The sequence below is a fragment of the Streptomyces sp. NPDC002698 genome (assembly GCF_042888945.1).
In the GTDB taxonomy this organism is placed as follows: Bacteria; Actinomycetota; Actinomycetes; order Streptomycetales; family Streptomycetaceae; genus Streptomyces.
In genome coordinates, this window is the sequence record NZ_JBIAQM010000005.1 from 160,193 (window position 1) to 176,640 (window position 16,448).

Annotated in this window: 14 protein-coding genes; 6 read left to right on the forward strand and 8 right to left on the reverse strand. The window is 72.5% G+C overall.

Translation table 11 applies throughout. The annotated features are described in order from the left end of the window. The first annotated feature begins 47 nt into the window (after positions 1–47). From ACFYW9_RS09795 to ACFYW9_RS09805, 3 genes are all read left to right on the forward strand, one after another. Positions 48–707 (forward strand): bifunctional DNA primase/polymerase, encoded by a 660-nt coding sequence (locus ACFYW9_RS09795; RefSeq protein ID WP_389147068.1) that lies wholly within the window; start codon positions 48–50, stop codon positions 705–707. A 119-nt stretch (positions 708–826) separates the two neighbouring features. Beyond that, the gene (locus ACFYW9_RS09800) at positions 827–1,624 is read left to right on the forward strand and encodes an ABC transporter ATP-binding protein (RefSeq protein ID WP_389147071.1); all 798 of its coding nucleotides are present in this window, start codon (positions 827–829) and stop codon (positions 1,622–1,624) included. After that, positions 1,621–3,234 carry a transporter gene (locus ACFYW9_RS09805; protein ID WP_389147074.1) on the forward strand — a complete coding sequence of 538 codons (1,614 nt, stop codon included), beginning with the start codon at positions 1,621–1,623 and terminating at the stop codon, positions 3,232–3,234. Before ACFYW9_RS09800 ends, ACFYW9_RS09805 begins: the two co-directional genes overlap by 4 nt. Positions 3,235–3,412: 178 nt before the next feature. Here the strand turns inward: ACFYW9_RS09805 and ACFYW9_RS09810 are convergent, their stop codons facing one another. Both ACFYW9_RS09810 and ACFYW9_RS09815 read right to left on the reverse strand, forming a co-directional pair. Beyond that, complete coding sequence (locus ACFYW9_RS09810; RefSeq protein ID WP_389147077.1) at positions 3,413–4,279, reverse strand: alpha/beta fold hydrolase; 867 nt, start codon at positions 4,277–4,279, stop codon at positions 3,413–3,415. A gap of 703 nt (positions 4,280–4,982) precedes the next feature. Further along, entirely contained in the window at positions 4,983–5,675 is a 693-nt protein-coding gene (locus ACFYW9_RS09815; RefSeq protein WP_326787123.1) for a metal-dependent transcriptional regulator, read from the reverse strand. A 359-nt stretch (positions 5,676–6,034) separates the two neighbouring features. Between ACFYW9_RS09815 and ACFYW9_RS09820 the strand changes: the two genes are divergently transcribed. Next, positions 6,035–6,790 carry an SIS domain-containing protein gene (locus ACFYW9_RS09820; protein WP_389147082.1) on the forward strand — a complete coding sequence of 252 codons (756 nt, stop codon included), beginning with the start codon at positions 6,035–6,037 and terminating at the stop codon, positions 6,788–6,790. Between the two features lie 60 nt (positions 6,791–6,850). On the opposite strand, the gene ACFYW9_RS09825 is transcribed toward ACFYW9_RS09820, so the two are convergent. Beyond that, positions 6,851–8,233 (reverse strand): PAS domain-containing protein, encoded by a 1,383-nt coding sequence (locus ACFYW9_RS09825; RefSeq protein WP_389147085.1) that lies wholly within the window; start codon positions 8,231–8,233, stop codon positions 6,851–6,853. Between the two features lie 716 nt (positions 8,234–8,949). On the opposite strand from ACFYW9_RS09825, the gene ACFYW9_RS09830 reads away from it, so the two are divergent. Next, positions 8,950–10,014 carry an isopenicillin N synthase family dioxygenase gene (locus ACFYW9_RS09830; protein WP_389147088.1) on the forward strand — a complete coding sequence of 355 codons (1,065 nt, stop codon included), beginning with the start codon at positions 8,950–8,952 and terminating at the stop codon, positions 10,012–10,014. Positions 10,015–10,035: 21 nt separating this feature from the next. Here ACFYW9_RS09830 and ACFYW9_RS09835 read toward each other — a convergent pair whose 3' ends face one another. Next, a complete protein-coding gene (locus tag ACFYW9_RS09835) occupies positions 10,036–11,136 on the reverse strand; it encodes a citrate synthase 2 (protein ID WP_328669713.1) in 1,101 nt (366 codons plus the stop codon). Positions 11,137–11,589: 453 nt separating this feature from the next. Here ACFYW9_RS09835 and pdxH point away from each other — a divergent pair, with 453 nt between their 5' ends. Continuing rightward, the gene (gene pdxH / locus ACFYW9_RS09840; RefSeq protein WP_351860382.1) at positions 11,590–12,228 is read left to right on the forward strand and encodes a pyridoxamine 5'-phosphate oxidase; all 639 of its coding nucleotides are present in this window, start codon (positions 11,590–11,592) and stop codon (positions 12,226–12,228) included. 48 nt (positions 12,229–12,276) lie between these two features. On the opposite strand, the gene ACFYW9_RS09845 is transcribed toward pdxH, so the two are convergent. The 4 genes from ACFYW9_RS09845 to ACFYW9_RS09860 are packed head-to-tail and all read right to left on the reverse strand — an operon-like array spanning position 12,277 to position 16,356. Next, the gene (locus ACFYW9_RS09845) at positions 12,277–12,894 is read right to left on the reverse strand and encodes a TetR/AcrR family transcriptional regulator (RefSeq protein WP_329300316.1); all 618 of its coding nucleotides are present in this window, start codon (positions 12,892–12,894) and stop codon (positions 12,277–12,279) included. Then, positions 12,882–13,616 carry an enoyl-CoA hydratase family protein gene (locus ACFYW9_RS09850; protein ID WP_389147092.1) on the reverse strand — a complete coding sequence of 245 codons (735 nt, stop codon included), beginning with the start codon at positions 13,614–13,616 and terminating at the stop codon, positions 12,882–12,884. The genes ACFYW9_RS09845 and ACFYW9_RS09850 overlap by 13 nt, the downstream gene beginning before the upstream one ends. Continuing rightward, positions 13,613–15,178, reverse strand: a complete 1,566-nt coding sequence (locus tag ACFYW9_RS09855) for a 4-coumarate--CoA ligase family protein (RefSeq protein ID WP_389147095.1) — start codon at positions 15,176–15,178, stop codon at positions 13,613–13,615. The genes ACFYW9_RS09850 and ACFYW9_RS09855 overlap by 4 nt, the downstream gene beginning before the upstream one ends. A gap of 17 nt (positions 15,179–15,195) precedes the next feature. Beyond that, entirely contained in the window at positions 15,196–16,356 is a 1,161-nt protein-coding gene (locus ACFYW9_RS09860) for an acyl-CoA dehydrogenase family protein (RefSeq protein ID WP_389147098.1), read from the reverse strand. Positions 16,357–16,448 lie beyond the last annotated feature (92 nt).

Here is a 16,448-nt window from a genome sequence, read left to right on the forward strand (position 1 = left end):
GCGCGTGTCCCCCGTAACCCGAAGTGGACGCGGGAGTTGGGATCCACGTGGAAGAGACCATCGCAGGCACCGAGTCCGCGCAGATCCCCCAGCAGCGTGGCGAATCGCTGCGGGACGCCGCCGTGCGCTATGCCGAGGAACGCCACTGGGACGTGTTCCCCGGCACCTGGCTGGAAGCGGCCGGCGGGGTGCAGCTCTGCTCCTGCGGCGACCCCGCCTGTGCCGTGCCCGGCGCGCATCCGGCGCGCGAGGACTGGGCGAGCCTGGCCACGGGCAGCGCGACCGTCGCGGGGCGGCTCTGGTCGGTGCGGCCGACGGCGTCGATCCTGCTGCCCACGGGGCGTACGTTCGACACGATCGACGTGCCCGAGACCGCCGGGTTCCTGGCGCTGGCCCGTATGCGGCGGATGGGGCTCACCCTCGGGCCCGTGACGTGCACCCCGGACCGTCGCATGCACTTCTTCGTGCTCCCCGGGGCCGCGGCGAAGACCCCCGGCCTGGTGCGGGCGCTGGGCTGGCCGCCCGCCTCGCTCGATCTGACCACGCTCGGCGAGGGGGCCTACGTGGCCGCGCCGCCGACCCGGGTCGGATCCCGGGGTGCCGTGCAGTGGGCCTGCCGGCCGACGCCCGCGAACCGCTGGCTGCCGGACGCGGAGGAGCTGATCTCGCCGCTGGCCTACGCCTGCGGACGCGACCGCGACCGGTAGGCCCGGCAAGGGCCGGCGGAGGACCGGCAGGGGCCGGTGGAGGCCCGCCGGGACCTGTAGATCGACCGAGAGTCGGCCGAGACCGGTGGCGGGCGGCCGGAGGCGCTTAGGGTGCCTGTATGAGCGAGGGAGCGAAGGACGGCGGCGTGCCCGCCGTACGTGTGCGGGGGCTCTGGAAACGGTTCGGTGAGCAGGTCGCCGTGGCCGGGATCGATCTGGAGCTCCCCGCGGGACGGTTCATCGGGCTCGTCGGGCCGAACGGGGCCGGCAAGACCACCACCCTCTCGATGGTGACCGGGCTGCTCAGACCCGACCACGGCACCGTCGAGGTCGTCGGCCACGACGTCTGGCGCGACCCGGCGGAGGTGAAGGCCCGGATCGGCGTACTGCCCGAGGGACTCCGGCTCTTCGAGCGGCTCTCCGGACGCGAACTGCTCGGGTACACCGGCCGGTTGCGGGGCCTGCCCGGCGCCGAGGTCGACAAGCGCGCCACCCAGCTCCTCGACGTCCTCGACCTCGCGGGCGCCCAGCACAAACTGGTCGTCGACTACTCGACCGGCATGCGCAAGAAGATCGGTCTGGCCTGCGCGCTCCTGCACAACCCCGAAGTCCTCTTCCTCGACGAGCCGTTCGAGGGGGTGGACCCGGTCTCCGCGCAGACCATCCGGGGCGTCCTGGAGCGGTACACCGCGTCCGGCGCCACCGTCGTCTTCTCCTCCCACGTGATGGAGCTGGTCGAGTCGCTGTGCGACTGGGTCGCCGTCATGGCCGCCGGACGCATCCGCGCGCACGGCCCGCTCGCGGAGGTGCGCGGCAGCGCCCCCTCGCTCCAGCAGGCCTTCCTGGAGCTGGTCGGCGCCCACGGCCGCGGCACCACGGCCGACCTGGACTGGCTGGGCGGCGGGGCTCCCCGGTGAGCGCCCCCGCCGGCGTCTCCGCCGCGTCGATCACCCCCGTCGTCGTACGCCTGAAGCTGTCGCTCCTGCGCAACGGCCTGCGGCAGTCAGCCGGGCGGCGGGCCGCGTTCATCGCGTCCACGGTGCTCGTGCTGCTCTTCGCCGTGCTCCAGCTGCTCGGCCTGATCGCGCTGCGCGGCAACGCGCACGCCACCGCCGTCGGCGTACTGCTCGTGGCGGTCCTGGCGCTCGGCTGGGCCGTGATGCCGCTGTTCTTCCCCGGCGGCGACGAGACGCTCGATCCGACACGGCTGGTGATGCTGCCGCTGCGGCCGCGGCCCCTCGTCCGGGCGCTGCTGGCCGCCTCCCTGGTCGGTATCGGGCCGCTCTTCACGTTCTGCCTGCTGCTCGGTTCGGTGATCTCGGTCGCCCACGGCGCGGCGGCGTACGCGACGGCGGTGGCCGCCCTCGTGCTGGCCCTGCTGGTCTGCGTGGCCCTCGCGCGGGCCGTCGCGGCCGCCAACATCCGGCTGCTGTCCAGCCGCAAGGGCCGCGATCTGGCGGTGCTCAGCGGACTGGTCGTCGCGGTCGGCGCCCAGCTGGTCAACTTCGGCGCCCAGCGGCTCGGTTCGGCGGGCGGGCTGTCGGAGCTGGACCCGGTGACGGACGTGCTGCGCTGGATCCCGCCCGCGTCGGCGATCGGCGCCGTGGACTCGGTGAGCGACGGATCGTACGGGGCCGGGATCCTCCAGCTCGCGCTGTGCGTGGCCGCCCTGGCGGGGCTGCTGGCGCTCTGGTCCCGTCATCTGACCCGGCTGATGACCTCGCCCGACGGGTCGACGCTCCAGGCCGCGGAGCCCGTGGGCCGCGAGCGCGGTTCGTCGGGGCTCGCGCGGCTGCTTCCGGCCGGACGCACCGGCACGGTCATGGAGCGCAGCCTGCGGTACGTGTGGCGCGATCCGAAGACCAAGGCGGCCTGGGTGACCTCGCTGGCCATCGGTCTGATCGTGCCGGTGTTCAACGCCCTCCAGGGCACCGGATCGGTCTACTTCGCGTGCTTCGCGGCCGGGATGCTCGGGATCCAGATGTACAACCAGTTCGGGCAGGACACGTCCGCGTTCTGGATGGTGGCGCTGACGATCTCCTCGACCCGTGACGCGTACGTCGAACTGCGCGGGCGGGCGCTGGCCCTGCTGTTGATCACCCTGCCGTACGCGACGCTCGTGACCACGGTGACGACCGGGCTGCTCGGCGCGTGGGAGAAGCTGCCCGAAGTCCTCGGTCTCTCCTTCGCGTTGCTCGGCGCGATGCTGGCGACCGGCGCGTGGTCCTCGGCCCGCTTCCCGTACTCGATCCCCCAGGAGGGCTACAAGAACGTGGCCCCCGGGCAGGCCGGTCTCGCCTGGATCGCCATCTTCGGCGGCCTGGTCTCGGCCGCCCTGCTCGCCTCCCCCGTCATCGCCCTGACGATCTGGCTGAACGTGAGCGCCGACGGCGACGGCTGGGCCTGGCTGCTGCTGCCCCTGGGCGCCGTCTACGGGGCGCTGATCACGCTGCTGGGACTCCGGCTCGCGGCACCCCGGACGGCGGGGCGGCTGCCGGAGATCCTGGCGGCGGTCAGCAAGGGCTGAACGCGGACCGCCGCCGGTGCTCTTGCGGCGTTGCGGTGCGCGTCCCCCTGGAAAGGTGAGCTGAGCGGCCGGGACGGCACACCGCGCCGCAGCGCTATTTGGCACCACACACCAGCGGAATATGAAGATCCGGTGAAGCTTCGTGATCATTTCGTGACGCGCCCGGACGGCGTCGGCCCTACCCGGTGAGCACTCCGTCCAGGAACGGCTCGATCGCGGCGCGCCACGCCTCGGGCTGGTCGTAGTGCACGAGGTGGCCGGCGTCGGCGACCTCGGCGTACCGGCCGTGCGGCAGGACCCGGACCATCTCCTGGGACTCGGCCCGGCCGAGCTCGCCGTCGAGGCCGCGTACGACCAGGGCGGGGCACCGGACCTGGGCGAGCTCTTCCCAGTGGGCGTCGTACACCCAGGTCTGGCGGGACTTGAGCATCTGTTCCGGTTCGAAGACGGGGCGCCAGCCGTCGGGGGACTCGTGCATCACCTCGGCGTAGAACGCGCCGCGGGAGGGATTCGGGCGCTCCACCCAGGGGTCGTCCTCGCCGAACCACTTCCGTACGTCGGCGAGTGTGGCGAAGGGGACGGGCCAGGCCCGGAACCAGTCCTCCCACTCACGCTGGGAGGCGGCGCCGAGCGCCGAGGCCCGCATGTCGCAGATGATCAGGGCGCGGACGAGATCGGGGCGCTTGGCGGCGAGCTGCCAGCCGGTCAGCGCGCCCATCGCGTGGCCGACGACGACGGCCGGTCCGAGGCCTAGCTGGTCGAGGGCGGCTTCGGCGTCCTCGACGTAGGCCTCACGGGTGTACTCGGCCTCCGGGGCCTTGTCGCTCTGGCCGTGACCGCGCTGGTCGAGGGCGACGGCTCGGTGCCGCTCGGAGAGCCAGCGGGCGGTGGACGCCCAGTGCGAGGCGCGGCCCATGAGGCCGTGCAGTAACAGCACGCCGGGCGCCTCGGACCCCTTCGGCTGCTCGTTCTTGGGAGGATCGGCGAACTCCCAGGCGGCCAGGCGTACACCGCCCGCTCCCGTCACGTCGATGCGCCGCACCATCGGTAATGGCACCCCCCTGGCTCGCTCGGACCTCATTCCACCTCATCGTCACGTTATCGAATGGGGATTCGAAAATGGCCTTTCCGGCCGCAACACCCCTCGTTCGAGTGACCGCCCACGAGGATTGACCGCCGTCGCTCGGGGGAGATCTTCTGCGGGAGGCGGACCACTCGGGGAAAACGGTCCGAAGGGAATGACCCTGGGAGCTCGGGGCTCCGGGTCAGCACAGGGGAGGACAGGCCCCGGCGCCGAACGGCGCCGGGGCCCTCTCCACATCTGCGGCACATCCTTACGCCCCCTCCCCGACCGTGCACCATCGCTCTCGGACACGGTCAAGAGCCCTCAGGTCATATGCCTCACGCGACAGCCTTGCACGCAAACGGTCCCGGCGCTGCGATTCCGCACACTGAATCTTCGTTTCAGGAAGGTCGCGAAGTCATCACAACTGCCCCTGCCGCCACAGCAGTTGACACGCCCGTGGCAGTACGGGCCGGGTGCGTCCCACGGTGTCCGGCGTGCTCCCGGACGCCGACGTGGAGGTCAGCGGCTGCCGGCCCCTCGGTCGGCGCCCGGGAACTGCCCCTCGCGGGTACCGGAAGCGCGGGTGGAACAAGGCCGGAATCCGGAACCGGAAATACCGGAGTCGCGGATACCGGAAGTACGGCCACCGACGGCACGGCTGCCGGTGAACCCGCCGACCGTGTCAGCGCTTGGCGACGAACACATGAGAGGCAACGTCCGCCTCCAGCTCCGCGGCCTCGCCGCCGCTGCCGACGAGGACCCCGCCGGCCGACTCGGTCACGCTGACCACGGAGCCGGGCTGCACGCCCGCCCGCCGCAGCGTGTACATCAGCTGGGCGTCCGTCTGGATCGGCTCCCCGATCCGCCGGACGACCACGGTCTTGCCGTCCACACCCGGGTCCAGCTCGGACAGCGAGACCATGCCCTCGTCCAGGAACGGGTCCGCGCCGTCCTTCTCGCCCAGCTCCTCCAGGCCCGGGATCGGGTTTCCGTACGGCGACTCGGTCGGGTGGCGCAGCAGTTCCAGCACGCGCCGCTCCACCGCCTCGCTCATCACGTGCTCCCAGCGACAGGCCTCCGCGTGCACCTGCTCCCACTCCAGGCCGATGACGTCGACGAGCAGACACTCGGCGAGGCGGTGCTTGCGCATGACGCGGGTCGCCAGCCGCCGCCCCTCGTCCGTGAGCTCCAGATGCCGGTCGCTCGCCACCGCCACCAGACCGTCGCGCTCCATCCGCGCCACCGTCTGACTCACCGTCGGGCCGCTCTGGTCGAGCCGCTCCGCGATCCGGGCGCGCATGGGGACAACGCCTTCCTCCTCCAGCTCGAGGATGGTGCGGAGATACATCTCCGTGGTGTCGATCAGTCCGGACATTCGTGCCCCTCGATTAGCTCTGCCGGAGACTCGATGGTCCACCGGCGTGTGCGCTGGCCCTGGCCTCAATTCTGACGCATAGCACTGACAACCGTGCCTCGCCGTCGAAACCGCTTGACGGCGATCACCCCCGCGATCCCCGCGGGCACGGCACCCGGCCGGCCCGCGGGCACCCTCGCCGCCGTGCCCGGGGCGCCCCGGAAGCCGTATTGACAGGGCAGTGGTCCAGACCGCAACGTGATCCGCGGCACAAGGAAGTACGGCCGCGCCGGGCGGCCGGTTCAGCCGTCCGCCCGCCCTGCGCCGACCCGGCGCCGACGAGACGTCCGGACCGACGAGAGTTCTAAGGGGCTTCGCCGATGAGCGACAGCAAGCTTGCCGGGCAGTTCTTCGACGCCGCGATCGGCCTGCTGCGGCAGGTACGGGACGAGGACGCCGGGGAGATCGAGGCGGCCGGGAGCCTGATCGCGGACACCGTCGTGGAGGGCGGACGGCTCTTCGCCTTCGGCGCCGGTCACTCCTCGCTCGCCGCACAGGACATCGTCTACCGCGCGGGCGGCCTGGCCCTGATGAACCTGCTCGCCGTACCGGGAGTGGTGGGCGTCGACGTCATGCCCGCGACCCTGGGCTCCGCCCTGGAGCGCGTCGACGGTCTGGCGAGCGCGGTCCTGGACTGCAGCCCGCTGCGCTCCGGCGACCTGCTGGTGGTCATCTCGCTCTCCGGCCGCAACGCGCTCCCCGTGGAGATGGCGATGAACGCCCGCGCCCTGGGGGTGAAGGTCATCGGCGTCACCTCCGTCGCCTACGCCACCGAGACGACGTCACGGCACGTGTCGGGCACCTACCTCAAGGACCACTGCGACGTCGTCCTCGACTCGCGGATCCCCGTCGGCGACGCGGAGCTGACCCTGGACTCCATCGAGGCACCCTTCGCCCCCGCCTCGACCGTCGTCACCTCGGCCCTCCTCCAGGCCGTCATGGCCACCGCCGCCGGTGCCCTCGCGGACCGCGGCATCGAACCGCCCCTGCTCCGCTCGGGCAACGTCGACGGCGGCCACGAGTGGAACGGACGGGTCATGACGGAGTACGGGGACCGGATCTTCTACCGGCGCTGAGGAGCCGGACGCCCCCGGGGGAAGGGGGACAGGCCGCCGAGGGCGTGTCCCCCGGCGGCCTCAGGACTTTCCCGCCAGCTCCTCCAGGTCCAGGGCGGCCGCGATCCGTACGGCCACGTCCTCCGCGTACATCGCGTCCGCGCGCTCGAACCGGCCGCGGCCCGCGCTCCGCAGGAACGTCACGACCCCCAGCGTCCGCCCGCGGCTGCGCAGCACCGCGCACAGGGCGTGCACGGAGTCGCGCGGCCACTGACGGGCGAGCGCCCACTCGCGCGCCTGCTCGGGGTCGGCGGCCGCCGCGTCGGCCCGTACCGAACCGGCGCGGTCCACGCACTGGAGCGCGGGGTGCCCCTCCCCGTAGCGCAGGGGCAGTCCGGCCTTCCCGGTGATGTGGCTCGGCCCGGGTGCCCCGGCGGGCGTGGCGACCGTCCGTACGAGCCGTACGGGCCCCTCCCCGTCCGCCCGGCCGCCCCCGGCCACCCGGTCGACCAGGGCGTGGTCGGCGAAACCGGCGAGGGCGAAGTCGAGGTGGACGGCGGCGGCCTCGCCCGGGTTCTCGCACTCGGCCGCGGCCCGTGCGGCGCGATGGAGCTGGTTGGCGCGGAAGCGCAGCAGCGCCGCCTCCTGCTCGGTCTGCTTGGCCTCGGTCACGTCCTGGAAGAGCCAGCCGACACCGAGCGGCACGGGTTCCTCCGCGAGCGGCGAGGCGAGCCGCACGAAGCCGCTGAGCCAGCACCGCCGCTTCTCTCCCTCCGGCGTGCGCAGGCCGACCCACATCTCCGCGGGGGCCGGCGGCGCGCCCTCGGACAGGACGTGGGTGAGGGCGCTCTCCAGTTCCTCGACGCCCCGGGAGAGCAGGTCCCCCAGGGGCCGGCCGAGGACGGAGCTGCGTCCGGTCCCGAGGGCCTGTGCGGCGTGCGCGTTGACCACGGCGGGCCGCAGGTCCGCGTCGACCAGCACCACGCCCCATCCGGCGTCCTCGAAGAGCGCCTCGCTCAGGGCGATGGACCGTTCGAGGTCGATCTGGGTGTGCACCTCGCTGAAGGCGCAGTACACCCCGGCGGGCTTGCCCTCCGGGCCGCGGACGGCGGCGGACTGGGTGCGGACGAGCACCCTGCCGCCCTCCTTGGTGAGGAGCGCGAACTCGTGCACCTGGCGGCCGGGCGCCTCCATGGCGGACATCAGCCGGCTCTCGACCTCTTCGGCGTCCGCGGTCCGCACGGCCCAGCCGGCGAATCCGCGCCGCCCCACGGCCTCGGCCGCCGTCCACCCGAGAATGCGCTCGGCCTCGCGGTTCCAGTGGGTGAGGACCCCGTCGGCGTCGAAGGCGCACAGGGCCGCGTCCATGCCGTCCAACAGCGCGGCAAGCAGATCGGAGCCGTCCGGCTCGGGCTCGTCCGGCCCCAGCTCGTCCGTGGTCCCACTACGCCGGGAAGCACTCACCTGGACCCCCTGCAGGCTGCGTCCGTGTGTACGGCGCGACAGTTCGCTCACTCGTCACCATTCAACTCGAACGTGACCCAGCCCACACCTCGTTCCCCGAAGATGGGGGAAATCGATGTACGCCGGATTTCCGCACCTCCCGCCCCAGGAGCCCCGGTCCCGTGCCTCCCGCCCCGGAAACCCGGTCCCTCGGCCCCCGATAAATCGCTTGAGGCTCCTGGGACGCCTTCCTAGAGTGGTTCTCACGTAGGAGAGGAGGTGGTTCGGCTCATGACGGAAACCCGGACATACGAGGTGGCTGCGGGCTAGCGGCCCGTTGTCGGACTCGGTTCGGCGCCGGACCAGCGTGTGTGATGTGCACGCAGCCGGCCCAATCCAACGCAGTCACCCGACCCGTGAGCTCGCCGGTGCGTCCGGCCGGCCCCGTCGCCGCGAGGCGGAGGGACCCGAGCTCACGGGTCGTCTGCGTTCCGGACCGCCCCCGGAGTGAGCCGGGCCACAGGTGGTTCGCGCGGAGAGCAGTACGCTGTGGCCATGCTTCCGATGCTCGTCCGACGCCGCCACGTGGATTTCGTGCGCGTCACGAGCATGGGCTGTCGGCGCTCAGCCTGACCCAGCCCCTTTCGCACGGCTTCTCCCCTTCACCCGGCACCCGTGGCCCCCGCCCCATCCCCGGCGGCCGTCCCGGGCACCCGTAGACCTCGCGGACGCACCTCATGACGACGAACACGTCTTCCCCGTTCTCCACGCCTGCCCCGAACGGGCGGCCGGTCCCCTCGTACCAGCAGCTTCCGATCATCGACCTCTCGGCGGCCGACCGCGGCCCCCAGGCACGGGCGCTGCTGCACGCGCAGTTGCACAGCGCCGCCCACGACGTGGGTTTCTTCCAGCTCATCGGGCACGGAGTGACCGAGGCCGAGACCGACGCGCTGCTGCGGGCCATGCACCGGTTCTTCGCACTCCCCGAGGCCGACCGGCTGGCCCTCGACAACGTCGGCTCACCGCACTTCCGCGGGTACACGCGGACGGGCGACGAGCGCACCGGCGGCAGCCGGGACTGGCGGGACCAGCTCGACATCGGCGCCGAACGGCCCGCGCGGGCGCCCCGCCCCGGTGAGCCCGCGTACTGGTGGCTCCAGGGACCGAACCAGTGGCCGGCCGCGCTGCCGGAGCTGCGGACGGCCGCGCTGGCCTGGACGGAACGGCTGAGCGGGGTCGCGGCCCGGCTGCTGCGCGAGCTGCTGACCGCCATCGGGGCTCCCGCCGGCTTCTACGACCCGATCTTCGGCGAGCGGGCGCACCCGCACCTGAAGCTGGTGCGCTATCCGGGCAGCGCGGGCGACGGAGCCGATCAGGGCGTGGGCGCGCACAAGGACTACGGATTCCTGACGCTGCTGCTCCAGGACCGGGTCGGCGGGCTCCAGGTGCAGCGCGAGGACGGCCTCTTCCACGACGTGCCGCCGCTGCCGGGTGCCTTCGTGGTCAATCTGGGCGAGCTGCTGGAGGTCGCCACGAACGGGTACCTCCTGGCGACCAACCACCGGGTGGTGAGCCCGGCCGGGGCCACCGAGCGGTTCTCGGTGCCGTTCTTCTACAACCCGCGCCTCGACGCCCGGATCGAGCCGCTGCCCTTCCCGTACGCCCCGGCCGCGCCCGGCGTCACCGACGACCCGTCGAACCCGCTCTTCGCCGAGTACGGCTTCAACGAGCTCAAGGGCAAGCTGCGGGCGCACCCGCTCGTCGCCGCCCGTCACCACGCGGAGCTGCTCGCTCCGGCGTGATGACCGGCGGCCCGCACGAGGTCAGTGCGCGATGCCCTCGTGCCCCTCGATGTCCCCGACGGTGCGCGAGCCGGGGCCCACGTAGCGCGCGGAGGGGCGCACCAGGCGGCCGGTGCGCTTCTGCTCCAGGATGTGCGCCGACCAGCCCGCGGTACGGGCGCACGTGAACATGGAGGTGAACATGTGCGCCGGGATCTCGGCGAAATCCAGGACGATGGCCGCCCAGAACTCGACGTTCGTCGCGAGGACACGGTCCGGGCGGCGGGCGTGGAGCTCGGCGAGGGCGGCCTTCTCCAGGGCTTCGGCGACCTCGTAGCGGGGGGCGCCCAGCTCGCGCGCGGTGCGGCGCAGCACCCGCGCGCGCGGGTCCTCGGCGCGGTACACGCGGTGGCCGAAGCCCATCAGGCGCTCGCCGTTGTCGAGGGCGTGGCGGACGTAGGCGTCGGCGTCCCCGGTGCGCTCGATCTCCTCGATCATGCCGAGGACGCGGGAGGGGGCGCCGCCGTGCAGCGGGCCCGACATGGCTCCCACGGCCCCGGAGAGCGCCGCGGCGACGTCCGCGCCGGTCGAGGCGATCACGCGCGCGGTGAAGGTGGAGGCGTTCATGCCGTGCTCGGCGGCCGACGTCCAGTAGGCGTCGACGGCGGCGACGTGCTTGGGGTCCGGCTCGCCGCGCCAGCGGATCATGAACCGTTCGACGACGGAGTGGGCCTTGTCGATCTCGCTCTGCGGGACCATCGGCAGGCCCTGGCCGCGGGCGGACTGGGCGACGTACGACAGGGCCATGACGGCGGCGCGGGCGAGGTCCTCGCGGGCCTGTTCCGCGTCGATGTCGAGGAGGGGTTTGAGGCCCCAGACGGGCGCGAGCATGGCGAGCGCGGACTGCACGTCGACGCGGATGTCACCGGAGTGGACGGGGATCGGGAACGGCTCGGCGGGCGGCAGACCGGGGTTGAAGGCTCCGTCGACGAGGAGTCCCCACACGTTGCCGAAGGAGACATGGCCGACGAGATCCTCGATGTCGACGCCCCGGTACCGAAGAGCGCCGCCCTCCTTATCCGGTTCGGCGATCTCCGTCTCGAACGCGACGACTCCTTCGAGTCCGGGTACGAAGTCGGACATCAGGCGGCTCCTCGTGATGTTTACGACGGATGGTGTTGTCGGGGTTGTGGTGACCCTGCGTCCCTGTGGGGGCGACGGTCGACGGTGAGGCGCTTCGCCGGCCGGTTCCACGGTCATCTGCGAAGACTCCCGAATGCTCTTCGATCAGTCTGCGCCGACTCGCGGTCCGAAAGCGGTCACCCCGGTGATGCCCCGTACGGCTGGTCCTCCAACCGGAACGGCACCAGCACGATATCCCTGAGTGCCATCTTCCGGGAGAGTATGCGGCACTGAGTGCCACCGCGTGACGAAGCACACCCGCCCGCACTCCCGCCCCGGAAGGGGGCCCGGATACGGCAGGATGAGACCGTGAACGATCGTTTCGCGGACGAATCCACGACCGAGCCCCTCGTCCAGGCCGCGGCCGAGGCCGCCGAGGCCTCGCGCGAGGAGATCGCCGCCGATCCCGCCTCCATGCGGGCGCACTACCGCGCCGAGGGACTCGACGAGGGTGATCTCGCCGCGCACCCCATGGCGCAGTTCTCCCGCTGGTTCGAGCAGGCGGCCCAGGCCGCGGTGCACGGTTTCGTGCACGAGCCGAACGCGATGGTCGTCTCCACGGCGGACGCCGAGGGCCGGCCCAGCTCGCGCACGGTGCTGCTCAAGCAGTACGACGACCAGGGCTTCGTCTTCTACACGAACTACGACTCGCGCAAGGCCCACGAGCTGGCCCACAACCCGTACATCTCGCTGCTCTTCCCGTGGCACCCGATGGCCCGGCAGGTCATCGTCACCGGGACGGCACGGCGCACGGACCGGAACGAGACCGCCGCGTACTTCCGCACCCGCCCGCACGGCTCCCAGCTCGGCGCCTGGGCGAGCACCCAGTCCGCGGTCATCTCCGGACGCAGCGAGCTGGACGTCACGTACGCCGAGCTGGACGCCCGCTACCCGGAGGGCGAGCAGGTGCCGGTACCGCCGCACTGGGGCGGTTTCCGGATCGCCCCGCGGACGGTCGAGTTCTGGCAGGGCCGCGAGAACCGTCTGCACGACCGGCTCCGCTACGTGGCCGAGCCCGACGGCGGCTGGCGGATCGAGCGGCTCAGCCCCTGACGGCGGCGCCGGGGCCGAGGCCCCGGGGCGGCCGGGCACGGCCGCGGCTCAGCCGAGTGTCTCCTCCACGATCGCCCCCCACTGCGCCACGACCCGCTCGCGGCGCCCGGTGTCGTCGGTGAGCAGGTTCGCGAGGCCCAGACCGCGCGCCATGTCGAGCAGGCCCTGCACCGTCTCGCGCACCCCGGGCCGGGACTCGTCCGCGCCCAGCAGGTCCACCGCGATCCGGTGGCTCTCGCGGCCGACGCGGCCTTCGAGCTCGGTCACCCGCGCACGGAGCTGGTCCTCGTTCGAGGCCGCGACCCACAGGTGGAGGGCGGCGCGGAACAGCGGCCCGGTGTAGAGGCCGACGAGGGCCTCGACGACGGCGCACCGGTCGGCGGGGCCGTCGGGGAAGAGGTCGCGCAGTGCGCTGGAGCGCTCCTCGGCGACGTACTCGACCGCCGCCGTGAAGAGGTCCTCGCGGGTGGGGAAGTGGTGCTGGGCGGCGCCCCGGGACACCCCGGCGCGCTCGGCGACGACGGAGACCGTGGAGCCCGCCCAGCCGTGTTCGGCGAGGCAGGCCACGGCGGCGGCCAGGAGCCGCTGCCGGGTGGCCCGGCTGCGGTCCTGTTTGGGGACGTGCGGAGTACGTGCCGCGTGTTCCGTCGCGCTCACACCACCCATGCGGGATCCCGTCGTTCGAGGAAGGCCGTCATCCCCTCGCGGGCCTGCGCGGAGGAGAACAGCCGGGCCGAGAGCGCGGTCAGGTCCGCCGCGTCCCGGTCGAAGGTCTCCAGCACCTTAGCCGTGAGCAGCGCCTTCGTCTCGGCGAGGGCTTCGGGTGCCGACCGGCGCAGCCCGTCGAGAACGGGTGCGAGTACGGCGTCCACGTCGTCCCCGGCCGCCGTGAGGAGCCCGGTGCGCACGGCCTCGGCGGCGTCGAAGCGCTCGCCGGTCAGGTAGTGGCGGGCGAGTGCGCGCGGGTCGGCGCGGGGCAGCAGCGGCAGCGAGATGACGGCGGGCGCGACCCCGATCCGCACCTCGGTGAAGGCGAAGCTCGCCGCCTCGCCCGCCACCGCGATGTCACAGGCCCCGAGCAGCCCGAGGCCGCCCGCCCGGACGTGTCCGGCCACCCGGGCCACGACGGGCCTGCGCAGCTCGACGATCCCCCGCAGCAGGCCGACGAAGGCGTCCGGGGGCGGGGGGTCGCGCAGGTCGGCGCCCGCGCAGAAGGTGTTCCCGGTGTGGGTCAGGACGACGGCGCGTACGTCGGCGTCCTTGCCCGAGCGGGTGAGCGCGTCGGCGAGTTCGCCCACGAGGGCGGCCGACAGCGCGTTGCGGGTGGAGGGCGAGTCCAGGGTGAGCGTGGTGATGCCGCGCTCGTGTTCCGTGCGGACGACGGTCATGACAGGCCTCGCAGTTCGCGGCGCAGGATCTTCCCGGAGGCGGCCCTCGGGACGGCGTCGATGAAGGTGACGATCCGGACCCGCTTGTACGGGGCGACGCGCTCGGCGACGTACAGCATGATCTCGTTCGCGGAGAGGTCCGCGGCCGAGGGCTGGCGCACCACGAAGGCGTGCGGGACCTCGTTGTTGTCCTCGTTGTAGGACCCGATGACGGCGGCGTCGGCGATGCCGGGGTGGGTGAACAGCAGGGCCTCCAGTTCGGCGGGGGCGACCTGGAAGCCCTTGTACTTGATGAGCTCCTTGACGCGGTCCACGACGAACAGCCAGCCGTCCTCGTCCACGTGGCCGACGTCGCCGGTGTGCAGCCAGCCGTCGGGGTCGATCATCGCGGCGGTCGCGTCGGGCCGGCCCAGGTAGCCCTTCATGACCTGCGGTCCCCGGACGACGATCTCGCCGCGCTCGCCGGCCCCGACGTCCTTGTCCGGGTCGTCGAGGGAGACGATGCGCATCTCGGTGCCCGCGACGAGTCTGCCGACCGTCCCCGGGGGCGCGTTCTCGGCGTCGAGCGGGACGACGTGCGTGCCGGGCGACAGTTCGGTCATGCCGTAGGCCTGGCCCACCGGCGGAAGCCCGAGCCGGGCCGAACAGGCGGCCGCGAGCGCCGCGTCCAGGGGCGCGGCCGCCGAGACGATGTACTCCAGGGACGACAGGTCGTACTCCGCGACGGCGGGGTGCTTGGCGAGCGCCAGGACGATCGGCGGCGCCACGTACAGGCCGGTGATGCGGTGTTCCTGGATGGTGCGGAGGAAGGTGTCGAGGTCGAAGCGGGGCAGCACGACGACAGTGGCGCCCTGCCTCAGCGGCGCGTTCATCAGGGCGGTGAGCCCGTAGATGTGGAAGAACGGCAGCACGGCGAGGATGCGGTCGTCCGGACCCATCGGCATGGCGGGCGAGAGCTGCGCGAGGTTGGTGGCTATGGAGCGGTGGGTGAGCATCACGCCCTTGGGGACGCCCGTGGTGCCCGAGGAGTACGGGAGCGCCGCCACGTCCTCGACGGGGTCGATGTCCACCTGCGGTTCGGGCGCGGTGCTGCCCAGCAGGTCGAGCATGGACCGGTGGCTCTCCGCCTGGTCGCACACGAAGATCTCCCGTACGCCGCCCGCGAGTTCGGCGGCCTGGCGGGCCGTCTCCAGCAGGGGCGAGACGGTCACGATCCAGCGGGCCGAGGAGTCGCGCAGCTGCTTGGCGAACTCCTCCGCCGTGGCGAGCGGGTGCACCGTCGTGACCGAGGCACCGGCGCGCGTGGCCCCGTAGAAGACGACGGGGAAGGCGATGGTGTTGGGGCTGTGCAGGGCGAGCACGTCGCCCTTGCGCAGTCCCGCCTCGGCGAGCCCGGCGGCCAGGCGCCGGTGGAACCGGTCGACCTGCGCGTAGGTGAGCGTGGTGCCGTCGACGCCGTCGACGAGCGCGGGCGTCTCGCCGCGCTCGGCGGCGCGGCCCAGGACGGCGTCGTGGATCGGTTCCTCGACGGCCGGGACATCTGCGTACTCGCTGCGGAACACGGTTCCTCCTAGAGCGCTCAGTACGACTTGGGCAGGCCCAGGGTCTGGTGGGAGACGTAGTTGAGAATCATCTCCCTGCTGACGGGCGCGATACGGGACACGCGCGCCGCCGTGATCAGGGAGGCGAGGCCGAACTCGCGGGTGAGGCCGTTGCCCCCGAGGGTGTGCACCGCCTGGTCGACGGCCCGTACGCAGGCCTCCCCGGCCGCGTACTTGGCCATGTTGGCGGCCTCCCCCGCCCCGACGTCGTCGCCCGCGTCGTACAGGTACGCGGCCTTCTGCATCATCAGGCGGGCCAGTTCGAGCTCGATGTGGGCCTGTGCGAGAGGGTGGGCGACGGCCTGGTGGGCGCCGATCGGCGCCTTCCAGACGGTACGGTCCCGCGCGTACTCCACGGCCCTGGCGAGGGCGAAACGGCCCATGCCGATGGCGAACGCGGCCGTCATCACCCGCTCCGGGTTGAGCCCGGCGAACAGTTGCAGCAGTCCCGCGTCCTCGTCGCCGACCAGCGCGTCGGCCGGCAGCCGCACCTCGTCCAGGGTGAGCTCGAACTGCTTCTCGGCGCTGGACAGTTCCATGTCGATCTGCCGCCGGCCGAAGCCCTCGGCGTCGCGCGGGACGATGAACAGACAGGGCTTGAGGCTGCCGGTCCGCGCGTCCTCCGTACGGCCCACGACGAGCGTCGCGTCGGCGATGTCGACGCCGGAGATGAACACCTTGCGGCCGGTCAGGACCCAGTCGGTGCCGTCGCGGCGGGCCGTGGTGGTGATGCGGTGCGAGTTGGAACCGGCGTCGGGCTCGGTGATGCCGAACGCCATGGTGCGGGTGCCGTCCGACAGCCCCGGCAGCCACGTCCGCTTCTGCTCCTCGGTGCCGAAGCGGGCGATGACCGTTCCGCAGATGGCGGGCGAGACCACGAGCATCAGCAGCGGACAGCCGGCGGCACCCAACTCCTCCAGCACGATGGACAGTTCGGCGATGCCGCCGCCTCCGCCGCCGTACTCCTCCGGCAGGTTCACCCCGAGATAGCCGAGCTTGCCGGCCTCGGCCCACAGCTCGTCGGGGTGACCGCCTTCGGCGATGGCCTTGGTCATGTACTCACGGCCGTAGCGCTTGCCGAGAGCGGCGACCGCGGAACGGAGCGCCTTGTGTTCGTCGGTCTCTGTGACAGGGCTCATGAGGGCTCCTCGGTACGGAGAGTACGGAAAACGCGTCCTGTACGTAACTGTTCGGGCCCGCGCGGCACAGCCGCGCGGTGGTCCGTCCGGGC

Coding starts and splice junctions, on each gene's coding strand:
- pdxH (WP_351860382.1), top strand. CDS start 11,590: ATGCGGGCGCACTACCGCGCCGAGGGACTCGACGAGGGTGATCTCGCC.
- ACFYW9_RS09820 (WP_389147082.1), top strand. CDS start 6,035: ATGAGCGACAGCAAGCTTGCCGGGCAGTTCTTCGACGCCGCGATCGGC.
- ACFYW9_RS09815 (WP_326787123.1), bottom strand. CDS start 5,675: ATGTCCGGACTGATCGACACCACGGAGATGTATCTCCGCACCATCCTC.
- ACFYW9_RS09850 (WP_389147092.1), bottom strand. CDS start 13,616: ATGACCGTCGTCCGCACGGAACACGAGCGCGGCATCACCACGCTCACC.
- ACFYW9_RS09860 (WP_389147098.1), bottom strand. CDS start 16,356: ATGAGCCCTGTCACAGAGACCGACGAACACAAGGCGCTCCGTTCCGCG.
- ACFYW9_RS09810 (WP_389147077.1), bottom strand. CDS start 4,279: ATGGTGCGGCGCATCGACGTGACGGGAGCGGGCGGTGTACGCCTGGCC.
- ACFYW9_RS09845 (WP_329300316.1), bottom strand. CDS start 12,894: ATGGGTGGTGTGAGCGCGACGGAACACGCGGCACGTACTCCGCACGTC.
- ACFYW9_RS09835 (WP_328669713.1), bottom strand. CDS start 11,136: ATGTCCGACTTCGTACCCGGACTCGAAGGAGTCGTCGCGTTCGAGACG.
- ACFYW9_RS09800 (WP_389147071.1), top strand. CDS start 827: ATGAGCGAGGGAGCGAAGGACGGCGGCGTGCCCGCCGTACGTGTGCGG.
- ACFYW9_RS09830 (WP_389147088.1), top strand. CDS start 8,950: ATGACGACGAACACGTCTTCCCCGTTCTCCACGCCTGCCCCGAACGGG.